Here is a 17,628-nt window from a genome sequence, read left to right on the forward strand (position 1 = left end):
CCGTTTAGTTAGGAGGAAGCAAGTATGACACTTCATTTGCCTAAGCATACCCCCGTCGGCAGCGAGTCACTGCACTTCATCTCTTTTAAACAACAACCTGACTTGCTTCCACTCAGCAGCGCTGGCACAACTGCGGGGTCGGCCGAAGTCATGAGACAACTGGCACGAACTACCGCCAGCTGGCTCATGACGTAAGGCAATCCCCCACGTGCCGGCGCGGGTCCTAAAAACTGGCACTTGCTAACTTCAACATCCAATAACGAGTCGAGCAACGATCCCAACACTAGAGCCAAAACAGCATTGAACTCACTCGGGCGCTTGCGGACGGCTGCGTACTGCACTTCTTCTCTTTTAAAAGAGTACATGAATAGCTTCCACACAGCAGCGCAGGCACAACTGCGGGGTCGGCCGAAGTCATGAGACAGTTGGCGCGCACTATCGCCAGCTGGCTCATGACGAAAGGCAATCCCCCACGTGCCGGCGCGGGTCTTAACGGCGGACACTCGCTAACTCAAATCTCCAACAAAAAGTCGAGCAACGATTCCAACAACAGAGCCAGAACGGCATTGAACTCACTGCGGCGCTTGCGGATGGCTTCCGCAATGAGCCAGACAGGAAGATCGCCTGGCTGTCTCATCGCTACGCCCACCGCTTGGAAGGCGCCTCCGTTCAGTTAGGGGGAAGCAAATATGACACGTCTTTTGCCCCAAAGCACACGCCAGTCGTCTAGCAGTTACCGAACTTCTTCTCTGTTTAAAAGAGTACTTGGATTGCCTCCACTCAGCAGCGCAGGCACAACTGCGGGGTCGGCCGAAGTCATGAGACAGTTGGCGCGCACTATCGCCAGCTGGCTCATGACGAAAGGCAATCCCCCACGTGCCGGCGCGGGTCCTAAAAACGGACACCTTCTAACTTCAATCCCCAACAATCAGTCGAGCAACGCCCCAACACCCCATTAAAAAAGACTTACCCCTAATTCCCCTCGCTATCCAAAAAGCGCCGCTGGGCAATAAAATAATAGATCATACCTCAGCCCATTGCTGCCTGCCATCCTCTCCTAATCTCCTAATTTATCAACTAGAACAAAATGATCATAAAATATTGACAAGGTAAAGCGCTTTCATGGTAGAATGAAAATGTGTATGACTACAAATAGAAAAGGGGAGATTGTCACATGAAGAAAAACTCACTTCGCCTGTTGGCGCTGATTTCCATGCTTGCACTTCTTGTACTCGCAGCTTGCGGTAACGATGAAAAAGCAGACGGAGATAAAGCTGCAGACGGAAACAAAGACGAAGGCAAGACAGAGCAAGACTACAAGTTTTTGAGCTTGCTGACTGGGGGAACACAAGGAACTTATTATCCATTAGGCGGTTCATTTGCTGAATTCATCACCCAGGAAACTGGCATTAAAACAACTGCTGAGGTATCTCAGGCATCTGCTGCGAACATGACGGCACTTAAAGATGGAGACGCTCATATCGCATTCGTGCAAACAGACATCGCTTATTACGCATCGAAAGGTGAAATGATGTTTGACGGAGAAGTAATTGACGAAGTATCTGCAGTCGGTTCACTTTACCCGGAAACAGTTCAATTGGTTACATTGAAGAAAAACAAAATTAAAACGTTTGAAGACTTGAAAGGCAAAAGTGTATCAGTAGGCGCACCAGGTTCTGGAACATATGCAAATGCTGAGCAACTGCTTGAAATCCACGGTTTATCTATGAGCGATATCAAACCGCAAAACTTGGATTTTGGTGAATCACAAGAAAGTCTTCAGGCTGGACAAATCGACGCTGCATTCATTACAGCTGGAACTCCAACAGGTGCTGTTGAAGGTCTGAACGCTGTTGCGGAAGTATTCATTGTTCCGGTTGAAGATGAAAAAGCTGACGAATTAATCGAGAAATATCCATACTATGCAAAAGAAATCATCCCTGCCGGAACATATGGTTCTAAGGAGGATACTCCTGCGGTATCAGTAGGTGCAATGCTCGTTATGCAAAATGATATTTCTGAAGAGCTTGGTTACCAGATTACAAAAGCAATTTATGAAAATGCTTCAAAAATCCAGCATGCTAAAGGCGCTTTGATTAAAGCGGAGAGCGGCTTGAACGGTATTGGTATTCCTGTTCACCCGGGTGCGCAGAAATACTTTGATGAAGTAAACTAATTGGCAAGAATGTTTTTTTTGACATGATCAGAGGGGACGGTGAAGCGAAAGCTTTGGCCGTCCCGTTCTTGATTTTTGCGTGAAATTGGCGCAATTCATATACTATTACGACTACTGATGAGAGAGTAACAGAAAGGGATAAGCGGATGAAATTACGTAGATTCGTTCTGCTGCCGATTGTTCTGACAGGAATTGTGTTGCTGATCGCATTGTTTTATCCATACAGGCAAATGATCGTACTTGAGGAAGTTCGGAGCGAACAGCACGAAGTATATTACCTTCCATTGCGTGAAGACCGGCATTTTCAAATTAACTATATTCATTCGATACACTTATCCAATGTGAAGGAACAATATCTCATTACTGAAAATGAAAAGCTCCGTTTCGAATGTATGCAGTATGAAGACGTAGCTATCGGATTGCCGGGTTACGCAGAAGAGGGCGAAACGCTGCAAGTGGAAGATGGTGTTTATACGCTTACATTCGAAAACCGCGTGATCGACTCGTTTGTTCTTTATGTAGGAAGAGTAAATGCCGATCTGTCTTTGCGATATCAGCAAAAAGATTATCATCTGAAAGAATTTCTTCAAAAAGGTCATTCCTATGAATTTTATGTGGCCAAGGTATCAAATTATGAGTTGTTGAAAGGAGCTAGAGTAGATGGAAACTAACAAAGAACGGGAAAAAAATAATTCCCCCATCTCAGACGAAGAAATGGGTACGCTTTCTGAACAGGAGCAACTCGAAATTCTTCAAAAATACGACCCTGAATCCAATACACGGGACTTGAAGGGTCTGCTCAGTAAAATTGTGTTTTTTGGCTTACTGGCATTTTCTATTTTCCAATTATACACTGCGATTGGTAAACCGTTTACAGCGCAAATCCAACGTTCCATTCACTTAGGGTTTGCCTTATCGCTCATTTTTTTACTGTTTCCTGCCAGAAAGAAAATTGGTGTGCGCCGCGACAAGGTGCCGTTTTACGATATTATTTTATCGTTATTGGCAGTAGCGGTCGGTTTGTATTGGCCGCTGTTCATTGATGAACTGGTATTTCGTGTGGGACGTGTATCTGATATTGATTTAGTGATTGGTATCTTAGCTGTTCTGTTAACGCTTGAAGCGGCGAGACGTGCGGTGGGACTGCCAATTACAATTATTTCAATCGTGTTCTTGGTTTATGCGTTCTTTGGACCGTATTTTCCCGGATTCCTCGCACACCGCGGGCAAAGTGTGGAAAATCTCGTTCAATTAATGTTCTTTACGACAGACGGGATTCTCGGTACACCGATCAGCGTATCGGCCACCTTCATATTCGTCTTCCTGCTGTTTGGAGCATTTTTGGTAAAAACGGGCGTCGGCACTTACTTTAATGACCTGGCAGTAGTACTTGCAGGCCGTTTAACCGGCGGACCGGCGAAAGTTGCTATTTTCTCAAGTGCGCTGCAAGGTACGATTTCTGGAAGTTCTGTCGCTAACGTAGTAGGTTCGGGTTCATATACGATTCCAATGATGAAAAAACTGGGTTATCGTAAAGAGTTCGCTGGCGGAGTAGAAGCAGCAGCTTCTACAGGCGGGCAGATTATGCCGCCGATTATGGGCGCGGCTGCGTTTCTGATGGTTGAGTTCATTGGCGGGGTAACGTATTGGGAAATAGCCAAAGCTGCGGCTATTCCTGCGCTGCTGTACTTCACGGGAATTTGGATTATGACCCATTTTGAAGCAAAGCGCGTAGGCTTGCAAGGGATGGATGCATCACAAATTCCGAACCGTAAAGAGACGCTGAAAAAGATTTATTTACTGCTGCCGATTGCAGGAATTATCGTGTTCTTATTAGCGGGTATTCCAACGATGAAAGCTGCGCTGCTCGGTATTGTACTGACGATTGTAGTGAGTGCGATCAGTAAAGAAACAAGAATCGGTCTTCGTGATATGATCGATGCGCTGGTTGACGGTGCGCGGACAGCATTGGCTGTTGCGGCAGCGACGGCCTGTGCGGGTATCATTGTTGGTGTGGTAGTGAAAACTGGACTCGGGCTAAGTTTGGCAACAGGTCTGATCTCAGCAGCAGGCGGTAATATTTTACTGACACTGATTTTCACAATGTTTGCAGCAATCGTTTTGGGGATGGGTTCTCCAACGACTGCAAACTACGTGATCACTTCTACAATCGCAGCGCCAGCCATTATTACGCTGCTGATGCTGGGTGAGCCTGCAGGTGCAGCTGTGCCGATTGTAGTGGCAGTATCTGCACACTTATTTGTTTTCTATTTCGGTATTATCGCAGATATCACGCCGCCTGTTGCGCTGGCTGCTTTTGCAGCTTCGGGTATTTCAGGCGGAGATCCAATCAAGACCGGTGTTACTTCTGCAAAACTCGCGATTGCGGCCTTTATCATTCCGTATATGTTTGTTTTCAATCCCGCAATGCTGATGCTGGATTCAAGCGTGACGGAGATTATATGGGTCACCATGACCGCAATTGTCGGGATGATCGCGATTGGCGCAGGATTGATTGGTTATTGGTACAGTAAATTAAACTGGATTATGCGAATCGTAACGATTGCCACAGGAATGATGCTGATTTACCCGGAAACCCTGACCGACGTTATCGGCTTAGTGCTATTCGTTATCTTACTAGCATTTCAGTTTATGGGGAACAGAAAAAACAATCCGCCAAAACTGGCTTCAAATTAAAAAAATAAAACGGCATGTCTGCTCATATTGCGAGCAGACATGCCGTTTTTTATTGTCCGGCTGTTCAAAGTTTCTGTTTTTCAATTTGCCTGTCATAAACACTAGATTGATTGATAAAAAAGAACTAGAGTGCATGTACATCTTCAATAGATGAAGAGTCTAGTATTTACTTGGTTTTATCGCTAAAAAGGTATTTTCATTTCACAGAATTACAGGAAAGTCAAGAAGTCAAAGGTCTAGAAAAGAATGAATCATTTTTGGACTAATTGCGCAGTTTTGCCACTGTCAGTTATGTATATACTACATATAAGCAAATCAATCACAACAGCCAAAATATACAGATCGGTACAGAAACCAATCAAACCAAAAGGAGAGAGATAAAATGAATACACAAGACACTTGGTGGGAAACTGTTTTTGAAGGTCACTTGGCACATGGCTTCAATAAAGAAAGAATGAATGAGCTGGATCATGAGGAGTTTTTATATTTTGAAAATGAACCGATGGAAGAAAATGCGAATCCAATGCAGTAATTGAAAGGAGAATATCCTCTGAACAATGTAACGTATATCCATAAAAATCGGTAATTTTTCTGACGGAATAGAAAAATTATCGATTTTTAATTTCTTTGTTTACAATAGGGCGAGATGATGCTATTATAGTATTTGTGCTTGAGAGCGTAACTGCTTATTGTGCACATCCTAGTATTTTCGATTCCGTAGCTCAGCTGGGAGAGCGCCACCTTGACAGGGTGGAGGTCGCTGGTTCGAGCCCAGTCGGAGTCATAGGTGCCAAACCTAAGTTATTTACCGTCGGAACACGGTTTATAACAATAACAGTCCTATTAGACCGAATGTCTAGGGGCTGTTTTTTTATGTCTTGGATTGAAATGCAGCAGCCGATTATGTGAAAATCGTTGTAACAAACATATATCTGCAAGCTTTTAATGATAATTCAACTACATCAGTTCAATGGGGGCAACTATAAATGAAAAGAAAACAAAAGCCATTCGGTGCGGCAGTATATACGGTGCATGAGCAGACGGAGCTACTGCCGTTTTTATTGAAAATGCTTTCTAAAAACAGCCGAAATTCGGTGAAGTCCATTTTGACACGCGGACAAGTAGCAGTGGACGGCCAAACGACCACACAGCATAATTACTCTTTACAGCCAGGTCAGAAGGTTGAAATACAAAGTAATCAGACCGCCAGAAATATTTCTAAGATGACGGGTGTAACGATTTTGCATGAAGATGAAGATCTGATTGTGATCAATAAAGATGCAGGTATCCTGTCTGTTGCTTCTGCAAAAGAAAAAGATATGACCGCCTACCGGCAAGTAACGGACTACGTACGGAGAAATCACCCCGAAAACAGAATTTTTGTAGTACATAGATTGGACCGGGATACATCAGGTGTGATGATGTTTGCTAAAAATGAAGAAACGCAGCAAGCGCTGCAGAAGACATGGAACGACTCCGTGAAAGAACGAATGTATACAGCGCTTGTCGAAGGGAAAGTGAGAAACGCATTGGGAACAATCAGTTCTTGGCTGACTGAAAACAGTGCATTTAAAGTATATTCAAGTCCGACAGATAACGGCGGGCAGCACGCTGTTACACAATATAGAAGACTGCAGGCAAACAAAGAATACTCATTGCTGGAAGTCCTGCTTGAAACTGGTCGCAAAAACCAGATTCGTGTACATATGGAGGAGCTGGGACATCCTGTTGTTGGGGATAAAAAATACGGTTCCGTGACTAATCCGCTCCGCAGATTAGGTTTGCATGCAACTGCTTTATCGTTCTTGCATCCCCGCACAGGAGAATTGGTGCGCTTTGAAGCAGAAGTGCCGAAGGCTTTTATTATGCGATCTTTATAATGAAATTAAACGGCTTGTGCGATAATCTTTTTACAGCTGTATATTTTTATAAACAATCCTGCTGGATGCGATCCGGGGATTGTTTTTTTATGCGTTACATTCAAACCGCCGTTTGAGTGTGTAAATTGACAAAATACCTTACTTTGCATATACTGAAAGCAATCAATCAAATGAACAATTGAATGAAGATATGAATAGAAAAGAATGAACTTTTGAAGGGACTGATAACATGGCTTCTGAGAAAAACGTCTATCGTTTGCAGGGACTTTCATGCACAAGTTGTGCCGCCAAATTCGAGAAAAACATTCGGCAGATTGATTCTGTGGAAGATGTCCAATTGAACTTTGGCGCATCCAAACTGACAGTTGCAGGGGATGCGTCCATTTTGCAATTGGAAGAAGCTGGTGCATTTGATGGCATCAAAGTCTTTCCTGAAAAACAGCGAGTGATCAAACAGCACCAGCCTTTCTGGAAAAAGCGCGAAAACCAAACGACAATCGCTTCGTTGATATTATTACTGGCAGGATATGCAGTATCCGCCGCGAATGGTGATAATAACTGGCTGTCGATCGGATTATTTCTGGCTGCGATTGTAATTGGCGGCTACAGTCTGCTGAAAGAAGGGCTGACCAATCTCATCAGACTGGAATTTGATATGTCCACGCTTATGACGATTGCGGTCATTGGTGCAGCATTGATTGGCGACTGGGCAGAAGGGGCTGTAGTCGTCTTTCTGTTTTCTGTCAGTGAGGCACTGGAAAGCTACTCCATCGACAAAGCGCGGAATTCCATAACATCATTAATTGAAATCGCACCGACGACAGCGACCGTCCTTCGCGGAGGCAATGAATTCGAGGTAGACGTGGAAGATCTGCGTATTAATGATGTCATTTTGATCAAGCCGGGCCAAAAGATCGCGATGGACGGGGAAGTCATCCAAGGCGATTCATCCGTTAACCAGGCGGCAATCACTGGAGAATCAGTGCCTGTTCATAAAGTGACCGGAGATGAAGTGTTTGCCGGTACGTTAAATGAAGAAGGTGTAATGCAAGTTCGGGTGACAAAACTTGCGGAAGATACAACGATCGCGAAAATTATTCATTTAGTGGAAGAGGCACAGGCAGAAAAAGCGCCTACCCAGCAATTTGTCGATCGTTTTGCCAAATACTATACACCTGCTATTCTTGCGATTGCTGTCCTGATCATGATTATTCCTCCGCTCACAATGGGAGGCCTATGGGGTGAATGGTTCTACAAAGGGCTTGTCGTATTAGTTGTGGGTTGTCCGTGTGCGCTAGTGATTTCAACCCCAATTGCAATTGTCACTGCCATCGGGAATGCGGCACGTAATGGTGTCCTGATCAAAGGCGGTATTCATTTGGAAGAAACCGGCCAGATTAACGTAGTAGCATTCGACAAGACGGGTACATTGACAGAAGGCCGTCCCGAAGTTACAGATGTAATTGCGGTCTCGAAGTTAACAAAAGACGAGCTGTTGCGTATTGCGGCTTCCATTGAAAAATTTTCTCAGCATCCGCTGGCAACATCCATTATGCGGGCTGCCGAGAAATTGCCGGCTCCATTGCACGAAGTGGACCAATTCCAGTCCATCACAGGCAAAGGTGCGAAGGCGAATATCGAACAGCGTACAGTATATGTCGGGAGTCCGAATTTATTCAGAGAAATGAATATGACGGATGACGGCGTGGAACAGCAGATTCTGACTTTGCAGAAACAAGGGAAAACAGTCATGCTTGTTTGGTCTGAAGCAGGTCTTGACGGAATGATTGCTGTAGCGGATCAAGTTCGGGGAAGCAGCTTATCTGTTATTCAAAAGCTTCATGAAATGGGCAAGAAAACGGTCATGCTGACAGGCGATAACGAAACGACAGCTGCTGCAATCGGTGCGCAGCTGGGGCTGTCTGAAGTGAAAGCGGAATTACTGCCGGAGCAAAAGGTTGAGATGATTAAATCATTAAGTCAATCGGGTAAAGTTGCGATGGTGGGAGACGGCGTGAACGATGCCCCGGCATTGGCCACAGCGAATATCGGAATTGCGATGGGCGGCGCGGGTACGGATACGGCGCTGGAAACAGCAGATATTGCACTGATGGCAGATGACCTGGAGAAACTTCCGTATACGATCAGACTGAGTTCACGAACTAAACAAATCATTCTGCAGAACATTTCCATTGCACTCGGATTGAAAATTATTGCATTGCTGCTTATTATTCCAGGCTGGCTGACGCTGTGGATGGCTGTCATGGCAGATATGGGCGCAACGGTCATTGTAGTATTAAATTCACTGCGGCTGCTGCGAAATAGAGGATAAAACAGAAACTTCAGACGAATTCAGCGTCTGGAGTTTTTTTTATAAAATAAAATGGTAGACTACTAAGTAAGAACGAACAAGGGGAGTGTGGATGAAGTGGGAATGACCGGTCTTGAGCTTGAAATGATTATGAATAAACAAAAACATTATTATGTGTCGGGTGTGACAAGAAGCATGTCATTCCGAAAGACGATGCTCGAAAAGCTTTATAAAGCGATTCAACGTCATGAGAAAGAAATTATGGCTGCGTTGCATAAGGACTTGCATAAACATCCATTCGAAGCGTATGTATCGGAAGTAGGCTTCGTTTTATCAAGTATTACCCATGCGATCAATCATCTGGATGAATGGTCTGCTCCCGAAAGAGTAAAGACGCCGCTTCATCTGCAGCCGGCGACAAGTTTTATTGTCAGAGAACCATATGGAAGTGTATTAATTATCGGACCCTTCAATTACCCTTTCCAGCTATTGCTTGATCCGTTGGTAGGAGCTATTGCAGCGGGCAACTGTGCAGTGCTGAAACCATCAGAGGATGCACCGCATACAGCGGAAGTGATAGATAAGATGATAAAGAATATATATCCGTCAGATTATGTAACCGTCGTGCACGGCCGTAAAGAAGAGACGCAGTTATTATTGGAAGCGCCGTTTGATTATGTGTTCTTTACAGGGAGTGCAAAAGTAGGGAAAATTGTTATGAGAGCCTGCGCGGAAAGGCTGACTCCGCTGACGCTTGAACTCGGCGGAAAGAGTCCGGCTGTTGTCGACCACACTGCGGATATAAAAAAAGCAGCGGAAAAAATTGTCTGGGGCAAATACATGAATGCGGGGCAAACATGCGTAGCACCGGATTATGTGTTAGTGGATGTTTCCATTTACAATGAATTGCTGGAAGAAATGAAAAGTGCGATTCATCGTTTTTATGGTAAAGACGCTCAAAAAAGCTCCGATTACGGCCGGATTATCGCAGATCGCCATTTCGAACGACTGGCGGCTATTCTGGATGAAGATCAGCTGTATATCGTACAAGGCGGAAAGACCGATGCAGCGGATAAGTACATTGAGCCGACTATTTTAGCGCTGCCGGACTGGAATTGTGCCAGCATGCAGGATGAGCTGTTCGGGCCGATTCTGCCGGTCCTCCCGTATGATAATTTAGGTGTTGCCATTCAGCAAATCAGCTTGCTGCCTAAACCGCTTGCCGCGTACTTCTTCACAGAAAGTGATGAAGCGGCGGACCACTTTATTGAGTCTCTGCCATTTGGCGGCGGGTGTATCAATGATACGATTTCGCACGTGGCGAATATCCATCTGCCGTTTGGAGGGGTAGGTTCTTCCGGCATGAATCAATATCACGGCAAAGCAAGTTTTGAGACGTTCACGCATTCCAAATCGATGATGAAGAAAAGTACAGCCGTGACGATGCCGATTGCTTATCCTCCTTATAAAGGGAAATTGCCCTTAGTAAAGCGTTTCATCCGTTAAAGGTAACTGAATCCAAAGTTTGGTCCAGGCGCTCTGCAGACTTTCTGTCTTCAGAGTGCCTTTGTATGCCGCGAATTTTTTTGTTCTCTTACTTATCTCATCTCAAGATAAAAAGGAATAGACTTACCAATGCATTTTACCAGTGTCCAGCCGCATAATCTTTCAAATGCCGGATTGCACGTTATGACTGTAATTGCTAAGTTGAAAACAGAGATTGCCTCTTGCGGCTGCATGAAAAATAAGTCCAGAGAATTTGAAAAGCAGACGGCGGGGAGGTAGTTCTGACGACAACTTACAGCACTCCGATCATTAAACCGTGTGAGAGGATCTTAGCTGGATGTGAATAGAAAATGAGCGTATGATGGTAGTAATTGATTATTTATATAATACTTCAACTATCTATCATCACAATTCTTTTGAAGAAAAGTTCGTTTATTTGTTATAATGAGCAGGGTTATTTACCAACCTATTGGAGGAAATCACATGAATACTAAGGAGTTATTATCTGTACTTCCGGTAAAAACAATAAAAGGAACAGTTCCTGAATATGTAACTGATGTGGCAGTGGATTCAAGAGCAGTTCAGGATGGCGGTTTGTTTGTCTGTTTGAAAGGATATACCGTCAATGGCCATCAATTCGTCAAGGATGCTCTTTTGAGCGGTGCACGCGTAATTGTAGCCTCCGAACCGATTATGGCAGATGAGGAGCGGGCAGCAGTCGTTTATGTTGAGAACACATCAAAAGCGATTGAGTTACTGGCATCCAAGTTCTATCAGTACCCGTCAAAGCGAATGCAGATGATTGGTGTGACAGGGACCAATGGAAAAACTAGTGTCGGCAATATCATTCATGACATGCTGCGGCAGACCGGAGAAAAGACGGCCGTGTCAGGCACAATTGGCTTTAAATTAAATGATATTTTATATGAAACTGAAAACACTACAGCAGATGTTCTGACGACACAGCAAATGATTGCGCAGGCAGCGAATGAAGGCTGTAAGTCGATGACAATGGAGGTTTCTTCACATGGTTTAGTGGAGGGACGGCTTGCAGGAACAGAATTCGATATCGCGATTTTCACAAATTTAACGCATGATCATTTGGATTATCATAAAACGATGGAAAATTACAGTGCCGCAAAAGGCTTACTGTTTGCCCAATTAGGCCAGCAGCTCGATCAGAAGAAATATGCAATTATGAATGCAGATGATCCTTGGAGCAGTAAAATGATGGAGATGACGTCATTTCCTGTGTTTACATATGGCATTCACGTGAAATCTTCATTTCAGGCAACGGCTATTGACATGCAGCCGAACTGCACGAAATTCCAACTGCACGCACCGGATGGGACGTTCCCGGTAACAATGCCGCTGATCGGCGAGTTCAACGTGTACAATGCGCTTGCTGCGATCGCGGCATTATATGCAAAAGGCATGGCGACACAAGATATTTTACCGCTCATTGCGAATGTATCGACCGTAAAGGGACGTTTGGAAAAAGTTGAGACATCGTTGCCGCTGACTATCTTCATTGATTATGCCCATTCACCGGATGCAATTGAAAAAGCAATTGCGACGGTTCAGCCTTTAAAAAAGGAAGGAAGCCGATTGCTGTTTTTGATTGGAACAGGCGGCAACCGGGACCGGCTGAAGCGGCCGATTATGGGAGAGAAAGCAGCCGCTGCAGATTATGTAGTCTTCACTACAGATGATCCGCGTGATGAATCGTATGAATCGATTGTATCGGAACTAAGCGCTTCGATGCCGCATGATCAGTACGCCTGCATCGGTGACAGGGAAGAAGCCGTCCGTCATACCGTAGAGATGGCAAATGCAGGGGACATCATTATATTTGCAGGAAAAGGCCATGAAAATTTCCAAATTATCGGCAATACCAAATATCCGCATTCAGATGCGAATATTGCACTGGATGAAGCAGCAAAAAAGTTTGGCGGCACATCCGTTAATAACTGAAGAATAATCTGGATTTGAGAGCATATAGTTTTAAGTCAATTCAATGAAAGTCATTGAAATGCATCCTCATTCTCTCTATGATAGAAAATGTAAACAAAAGGAGAGTACAATTGATGCAAAAAAATATACATGATGAAATTACTTCGCGGCGGACGTTTGCGATTATATCCCACCCGGATGCCGGTAAAACGACAATAACTGAAAAACTTCTGTACTTTGGCGGTGCCATTCGCGATGCGGGAACAGTGAAAGGGAAAAAAACCGGAAAATTTGCTACGTCTGACTGGATGGAAATAGAGAAGCAGCGGGGAATTTCGGTTACTTCTTCTGTTTTGCAATTTGATTATGCCGGAAAGCGCGTCAATATTTTGGATACACCCGGACACGAAGACTTCAGTGAAGACACCTACCGTACACTGATGGCAGTAGATGCGGCTGTTATGATGGTCGACTCGGCAAAAGGGATTGAACCACAGACGATTAAACTGTTTAAAGTATGTAAAATGCGGGGGATTCCGATTTTTACATTCATTAACAAAATGGACCGGCAAGGTAAAGAACCTCTGGAACTGATGGAAGAGCTGGAAGAAGTACTGGAGATCCAGTCGTATGCGATGAATTGGCCGATCGGTATGGGGAAAGAATTCCTCGGCATTTATGATCGTTTCAACAAACGGGTGGAATTGGCCCGCCCGGACGGAAAAGAACGTTTCCTTCCAATCGACGAAGAAGGAGAACTTGCCGCAGAACATTCCATGACAGAGACTTCCTACTATAAGCAGGCACTTGAAGATGTCATGCTGCTGAATGAAGCAGGGAATGATTTCGATGAAGAGCGTATTGCTGCAGGTGAACTGACGCCTGTGTTCTTCGGCAGTGCGCTGACAAATTTCGGCGTGCAGACATTCCTTGAAACATTCCTGCAGTTCGCTCCTGAACCTCAGCCAAGAATGACAAAGGACGGGGAGGCAGTGGATCCGGAATCAGATGTGTTCTCGGGCTTCATCTTCAAGATTCAGGCCAATATGAATCCTGCACACCGGGACCGGATTGCTTTCGTCCGGATCGTTTCGGGTGAATTTGAACGGGGGATGTCCGTGAATGTTCCGCGGCTCTCCAAAAATTTTAAGTTGTCTCAGACGACGCAGTTCCTGGCAGATGACCGTGAAACGGTAGACCAGGCAGTGGCGGGTGACATCATCGGCCTGTATGATACGGGGAATTATCAAATCGGGGATACTGTCATAGGCGGTAAAGCCAATTTCCAATTTGAAGCGTTACCTCAATTTACGCCTGAGCTGTTTGTCAGAGTGGCAGCTAAAAACGTTATGAAGTCAAAGCAGTTCCATAAAGGGATTTTACAGCTTGTTCAGGAAGGTGCCATTCAGTACTACAAGACGCTGCATACCGAAGAAGTCATCCTCGGTGCAGTCGGCCAGCTTCAATTTGAGGTGTTTGAACACCGGATGAGAGCAGAATACCATGTCGAAGTACAAATGGAAACAATGGGGTCCAAGGTGGCACGCTGGATCGAGAATGAAGAAGATGTGAAGGAATCTATGGCCGGACAGCGGGCGCTGCTTGTTAAAGACCGCTATGATCAAAAAGTATTCTTGTTTGAAAATGATTTCGCGATGCGCTGGTTCCAGGACAAATTCCCGGATATTCAGCTATACAATCAATTATAAGTCATTTTGGAATTTGGGCCCGGCTGGAATTTTAAAATCCAGCCGGGCTATTTGTAGAAATTGTGAATAAGTATAGGCTGTTTTCGGCAGTTTTCGAGCAAAGTATGATGAAAGTACCGTATTCAGGTGGTATGGTGGAAAGATGTAAAAGTTATATGTGACAGGCATTAGGTGCGCACAGAAAGGAATAGATAAATGAAGATTAGTAGTTTTTCGGTCAAACGCCCAGTATTTACATTAGTCACCATGTTTCTCGTCATTATTTTAGGTGCGGTTTCCTTCTTTAAAATCCCTGTAACGCTTATACCGGACTTGAATCCGCCTGTTGCGGTAGTCGTTACGAATTACCCGGGAGCATCTCCAACAGAAGTGAGCGAGAAGATTACGAAGCCTTTGGAAGAAAGCTTATCTACAGCTCCAGGCTTGAAATCGATGCAATCCTCTTCCCAGGAAGGGGCGAATCTGATATTCCTTCAATTTGATTGGGATTCATCCATTGATGATGTTCAAATGGATATACTTCAGCGAATGGACCAGGTACAGGTTCCGGATGGCGCCAATAAGCCGCGCTTCATGAAGTTTGATCCATCTCAATTTCCTGTGATTCAGCTATCTTTGCGGACAGTCGATAAAGATGCGGATATACGAAGGATTGCCGACGAGCTGGAAAAAGAACTTCGCCGTATTGACGGTGTAGCAAGTGTTAACGTATCCGGCAAAATCATTGAAGACGTCCAGGTGATATTAGATCCTGATAAATTAAAAGAATTTGGTTTAGGACAGTCTGATGTAGTTCAGATGATTCAGGCGAGTAATGTATCCATGCCGGGTGATCCGATTGATACCGCGGATGGCAGAAAATTAACGACCAGAATTCTCAGCACCGTTCAAAACATTTCGGATGTACGGGGGATTCAAATAGGTGTAAATCCGCTGACAGGTGACAAAATTAAAGTCTCCGATGTAGCAGACGTTGCGCTGCTGGAACCGAAAATGCAGACCGAGACAAGAGCGAATGATGATCAGGCGGTATTGTTATCTGTATTGCAGGAGTCAGGTGCAAATACGGCGACAGTCTCGAAAGAGTTCCAAAAGTCATTAGAGAAGCTATTGGAGAAAGATGCGTATAAAGGCATCGAATCAGATATTATATTTGACCAAGGCGATTATGTGCAGCTTGCGATCGGAAATATAGGGCAGTCGCTGATTCTCGGCGGATTGTTTGCAATGCTCGTATTATTTGTTTTCCTGCGCGGAATCAAAAGTCCGATTATCATCGGAGTCGCCATTCCGTATTCTGTAATCGTCACATTTGTCTTAATGTACTTTGCAGACTTCTCCCTCAACATCATGACACTTGGTGCCTTGGCATTAGGAATCGGGATGCTGGTGGATAACGCGATAGTCGTCATTGAGAATATCGAACGGCATTTGGCGATGGGCAAAACCCCGACAGAGGCAGCAAAAGATGGTTCAAAAGAAGTAGGCGGGGCGATCACTGCTTCTACCCTGACAACACTAGCAGTATTCGTTCCCGTAATTTTCATTACAGGGATTATCGGACAGATTTTCACAGAATTTGCCTTGACGATTTCCTTCAGTTTATTTGCTTCATTGGTTGTGGCGTTAACTGTCGTGCCCATGTTTGCAAGCCGTATGCTGAAAACGCCTGATAAAAATGCTTTGGCGAAAAAACAGCGCGTGAAAAAGAAGCAAACGTTTGAAAAGACAGTAAAGTGGGCATTAGGACACCGTATACTCGTATTGCTTCTGACAACCGTTTTACTTGCGGGAAGCGCGTTCGGTATTTTGAAAGTAGGTACGGAATTCCTGCCTGCTACAGACGAAGGTGCTTTCAGCATCAATGTACAGCTGCCAAACGGTGCTTCTCTTGATTCAACTAATGATGTGGTAGAAAGAATCGAAGCAGAATTGAAAAAACAGAAAGACGTAGAAGTGTATGTCAGCTTAGTTGGCGGAACGCAGCAGAGCATGGCGCAAGGCGGTTCTGAAAGCAATATGGCAGAATTGTATGTAAAACTTGTACCTCTTGATGACCGTGACCGTTCTGTTTTTAAATTCGTGGATACAGTCCAGCCGATTGTGCTTGATGAAATCGGAGACGATGCGGAAGTCAGCTTCAATATGCAGACTGCGGCCGGCTCTAGTCCGAATACACTTACATTCTCTCTAAACGATACGAATGAAGAGCGTTTAGGAGAAGCTGTAACAAAACTCGATAAAAAGCTGCGTGAATTAGATACCGTGACAGAAGTCGATAATGACTTAATTGACACAGTAGAAGAAGTGAAGGTTGATATTGACCGCGAGAAGGCTTCAGATGCAGGCTTAGCGCCTTACCAGATTGCACAAACGGTCAGTGACGTTACGCGCGGCGTCTTCGCTTCACAAATCGTCTTCGAAAAAACGGGAGAAGTAGTCGGCATCAATGTGGGCTATGACGAACGTTTCAGAAACAGTGTGGAAAAATTAAAAGAACTGGAATTTAAAACACCGCTCGACACCTACGTCAAATTAAAAGACGTGGCTAAAGTCGAAATTGCGCAAGGACCGGTTTCAATTGTCCGTGTGGATCAGGCACATTCCATCACGTTCACACTCAAGTACCTGTCCAGCGAATCACTGGGCGACATGACGAAGCGTGTGAATGATATCGTGGATGATCTGAACTTGCCGAGCGAAGTGGAACTTTCATACGGCGGAGACAGAGAACTGTTTGAGAGTGCGATCAATGATATGCTGCTCGCCATTGTGCTGGCTGTCGTACTGGTCTATATCGTAATGGCAGCACAGTTTGAATCGTTTAAATATCCGTTTGTTATTATGTTTTCCGTGCCGTTAATGCTCATTGGTGTATCACTTGGATTATTCTTCACGAATACACCGGTCAGCGTCACAGCGGTCATCGGTATACTCATACTGGTAGGGATTGTCGTCAATAATGGGATTGTGCTGGTGGATTATATTAATCAGCGGAAAGAAGCGGGACTCAGCTCGTATGATGCGATTATCTCATCTGTACGCGACCGTGTGCGTCCGATCCTGATGACTGCCCTCACAACCATTCTGGGTCTTCTCCCATTGGCACTCGGCCTGGGTGAAGGGTCCGAACTGAATCAGCCGATGGGAATTGCAGTAATCGGCGGTCTGATCAGTTCCACATTCCTGACATTGTATATTGTTCCGGTCATTTACAGCTTATTCGACCGCGAGACGCGACGCAGTGCGAAGGAAGTTACAGTAAAGACTGAATAACAGAGGCCCGCAGCCGGATTCGACCGGCTGCGGGCTTTTTTCATATAGCAGAATAAATTGCATGGCGCGGAAGTATAGTGGTGGTAGAGTGTATTTGCCATAGCAATAAAGAATTTTGTA

At 44.8% G+C, this 17,628-nt stretch carries 12 protein-coding genes and 1 tRNA gene; 12 read left to right on the forward strand and 1 reads right to left on the reverse strand.

Annotation, left to right across the window (positions count from 1 at the left end):
• Positions 1-24 precede the first annotated feature (24 nt).
• Positions 25-195 carry a hypothetical protein gene (locus SporoP33_RS16145; protein ID WP_155961375.1) on the forward strand — a complete coding sequence of 57 codons (171 nt, stop codon included), beginning with the start codon at positions 25-27 and terminating at the stop codon, positions 193-195.
• A 316-nt stretch (positions 196-511) separates the two neighbouring features.
• Here the strand turns inward: SporoP33_RS16145 and SporoP33_RS16515 are convergent, their stop codons facing one another.
• Positions 512-637 (reverse strand): hypothetical protein, encoded by a 126-nt coding sequence (locus tag SporoP33_RS16515; RefSeq protein ID WP_255363019.1) that lies wholly within the window; start codon positions 635-637, stop codon positions 512-514.
• Between the two features lie 537 nt (positions 638-1,174).
• On the opposite strand from SporoP33_RS16515, the gene SporoP33_RS13470 reads away from it, so the two are divergent.
• The 11 genes from SporoP33_RS13470 to SporoP33_RS13515 all read left to right on the forward strand — a co-directional run bounded on the left by SporoP33_RS13470 (position 1,175) and on the right by SporoP33_RS13515 (position 17,508).
• On the forward strand, positions 1,175-2,176 hold the full coding sequence (locus SporoP33_RS13470; protein ID WP_081244198.1) for a TAXI family TRAP transporter solute-binding subunit: 1,002 nt from the start codon (positions 1,175-1,177) through the stop codon (positions 2,174-2,176).
• Positions 2,177-2,322: 146 nt separating this feature from the next.
• Positions 2,323-2,847 (forward strand): DUF1850 domain-containing protein, encoded by a 525-nt coding sequence (locus tag SporoP33_RS13475; protein WP_081244199.1) that lies wholly within the window; start codon positions 2,323-2,325, stop codon positions 2,845-2,847.
• Positions 2,837-4,873: a TRAP transporter permease gene (locus SporoP33_RS13480; protein WP_081244200.1), complete on the forward strand. Its 2,037-nt coding sequence runs from the start codon at positions 2,837-2,839 to the stop codon at positions 4,871-4,873. Before SporoP33_RS13475 ends, SporoP33_RS13480 begins: the two co-directional genes overlap by 11 nt.
• 382 nt (positions 4,874-5,255) lie before the next feature.
• The gene (locus SporoP33_RS16270) at positions 5,256-5,405 is read left to right on the forward strand and encodes a hypothetical protein (protein ID WP_196796803.1); all 150 of its coding nucleotides are present in this window, start codon (positions 5,256-5,258) and stop codon (positions 5,403-5,405) included.
• 179 nt (positions 5,406-5,584) lie between these two features.
• Positions 5,585-5,657 (forward strand) — tRNA-Val (locus tag SporoP33_RS13485).
• A gap of 202 nt (positions 5,658-5,859) precedes the next feature.
• Entirely contained in the window at positions 5,860-6,753 is an 894-nt protein-coding gene (locus SporoP33_RS13490) for an RluA family pseudouridine synthase (RefSeq protein ID WP_081244201.1), read from the forward strand.
• 229 nt (positions 6,754-6,982) lie between these two features.
• The gene (locus SporoP33_RS13495) at positions 6,983-9,085 is read left to right on the forward strand and encodes a heavy metal translocating P-type ATPase (protein ID WP_081244202.1); all 2,103 of its coding nucleotides are present in this window, start codon (positions 6,983-6,985) and stop codon (positions 9,083-9,085) included.
• Between the two features lie 96 nt (positions 9,086-9,181).
• On the forward strand, positions 9,182-10,570 hold the full coding sequence (locus tag SporoP33_RS13500; protein ID WP_369821982.1) for an aldehyde dehydrogenase: 1,389 nt from the start codon (positions 9,182-9,184) through the stop codon (positions 10,568-10,570).
• Positions 10,571-11,053: 483 nt separating this feature from the next.
• The gene (locus tag SporoP33_RS13505; RefSeq protein WP_081244203.1) at positions 11,054-12,544 is read left to right on the forward strand and encodes a UDP-N-acetylmuramoyl-L-alanyl-D-glutamate--2,6-diaminopimelate ligase; all 1,491 of its coding nucleotides are present in this window, start codon (positions 11,054-11,056) and stop codon (positions 12,542-12,544) included.
• A 113-nt stretch (positions 12,545-12,657) separates the two neighbouring features.
• Positions 12,658-14,232 carry a peptide chain release factor 3 gene (locus SporoP33_RS13510; protein WP_081244204.1) on the forward strand — a complete coding sequence of 525 codons (1,575 nt, stop codon included), beginning with the start codon at positions 12,658-12,660 and terminating at the stop codon, positions 14,230-14,232.
• Positions 14,233-14,427: 195 nt separating this feature from the next.
• Positions 14,428-17,508 (forward strand): efflux RND transporter permease subunit, encoded by a 3,081-nt coding sequence (locus SporoP33_RS13515; RefSeq protein WP_081244205.1) that lies wholly within the window; start codon positions 14,428-14,430, stop codon positions 17,506-17,508.
• The last annotated feature ends 120 nt before the right edge of the window (positions 17,509-17,628 follow it).

The organism is Sporosarcina sp. P33, assembly GCF_002077155.1.
In the GTDB taxonomy this organism is placed as follows: domain Bacteria; phylum Bacillota; class Bacilli; order Bacillales_A; family Planococcaceae; genus Sporosarcina.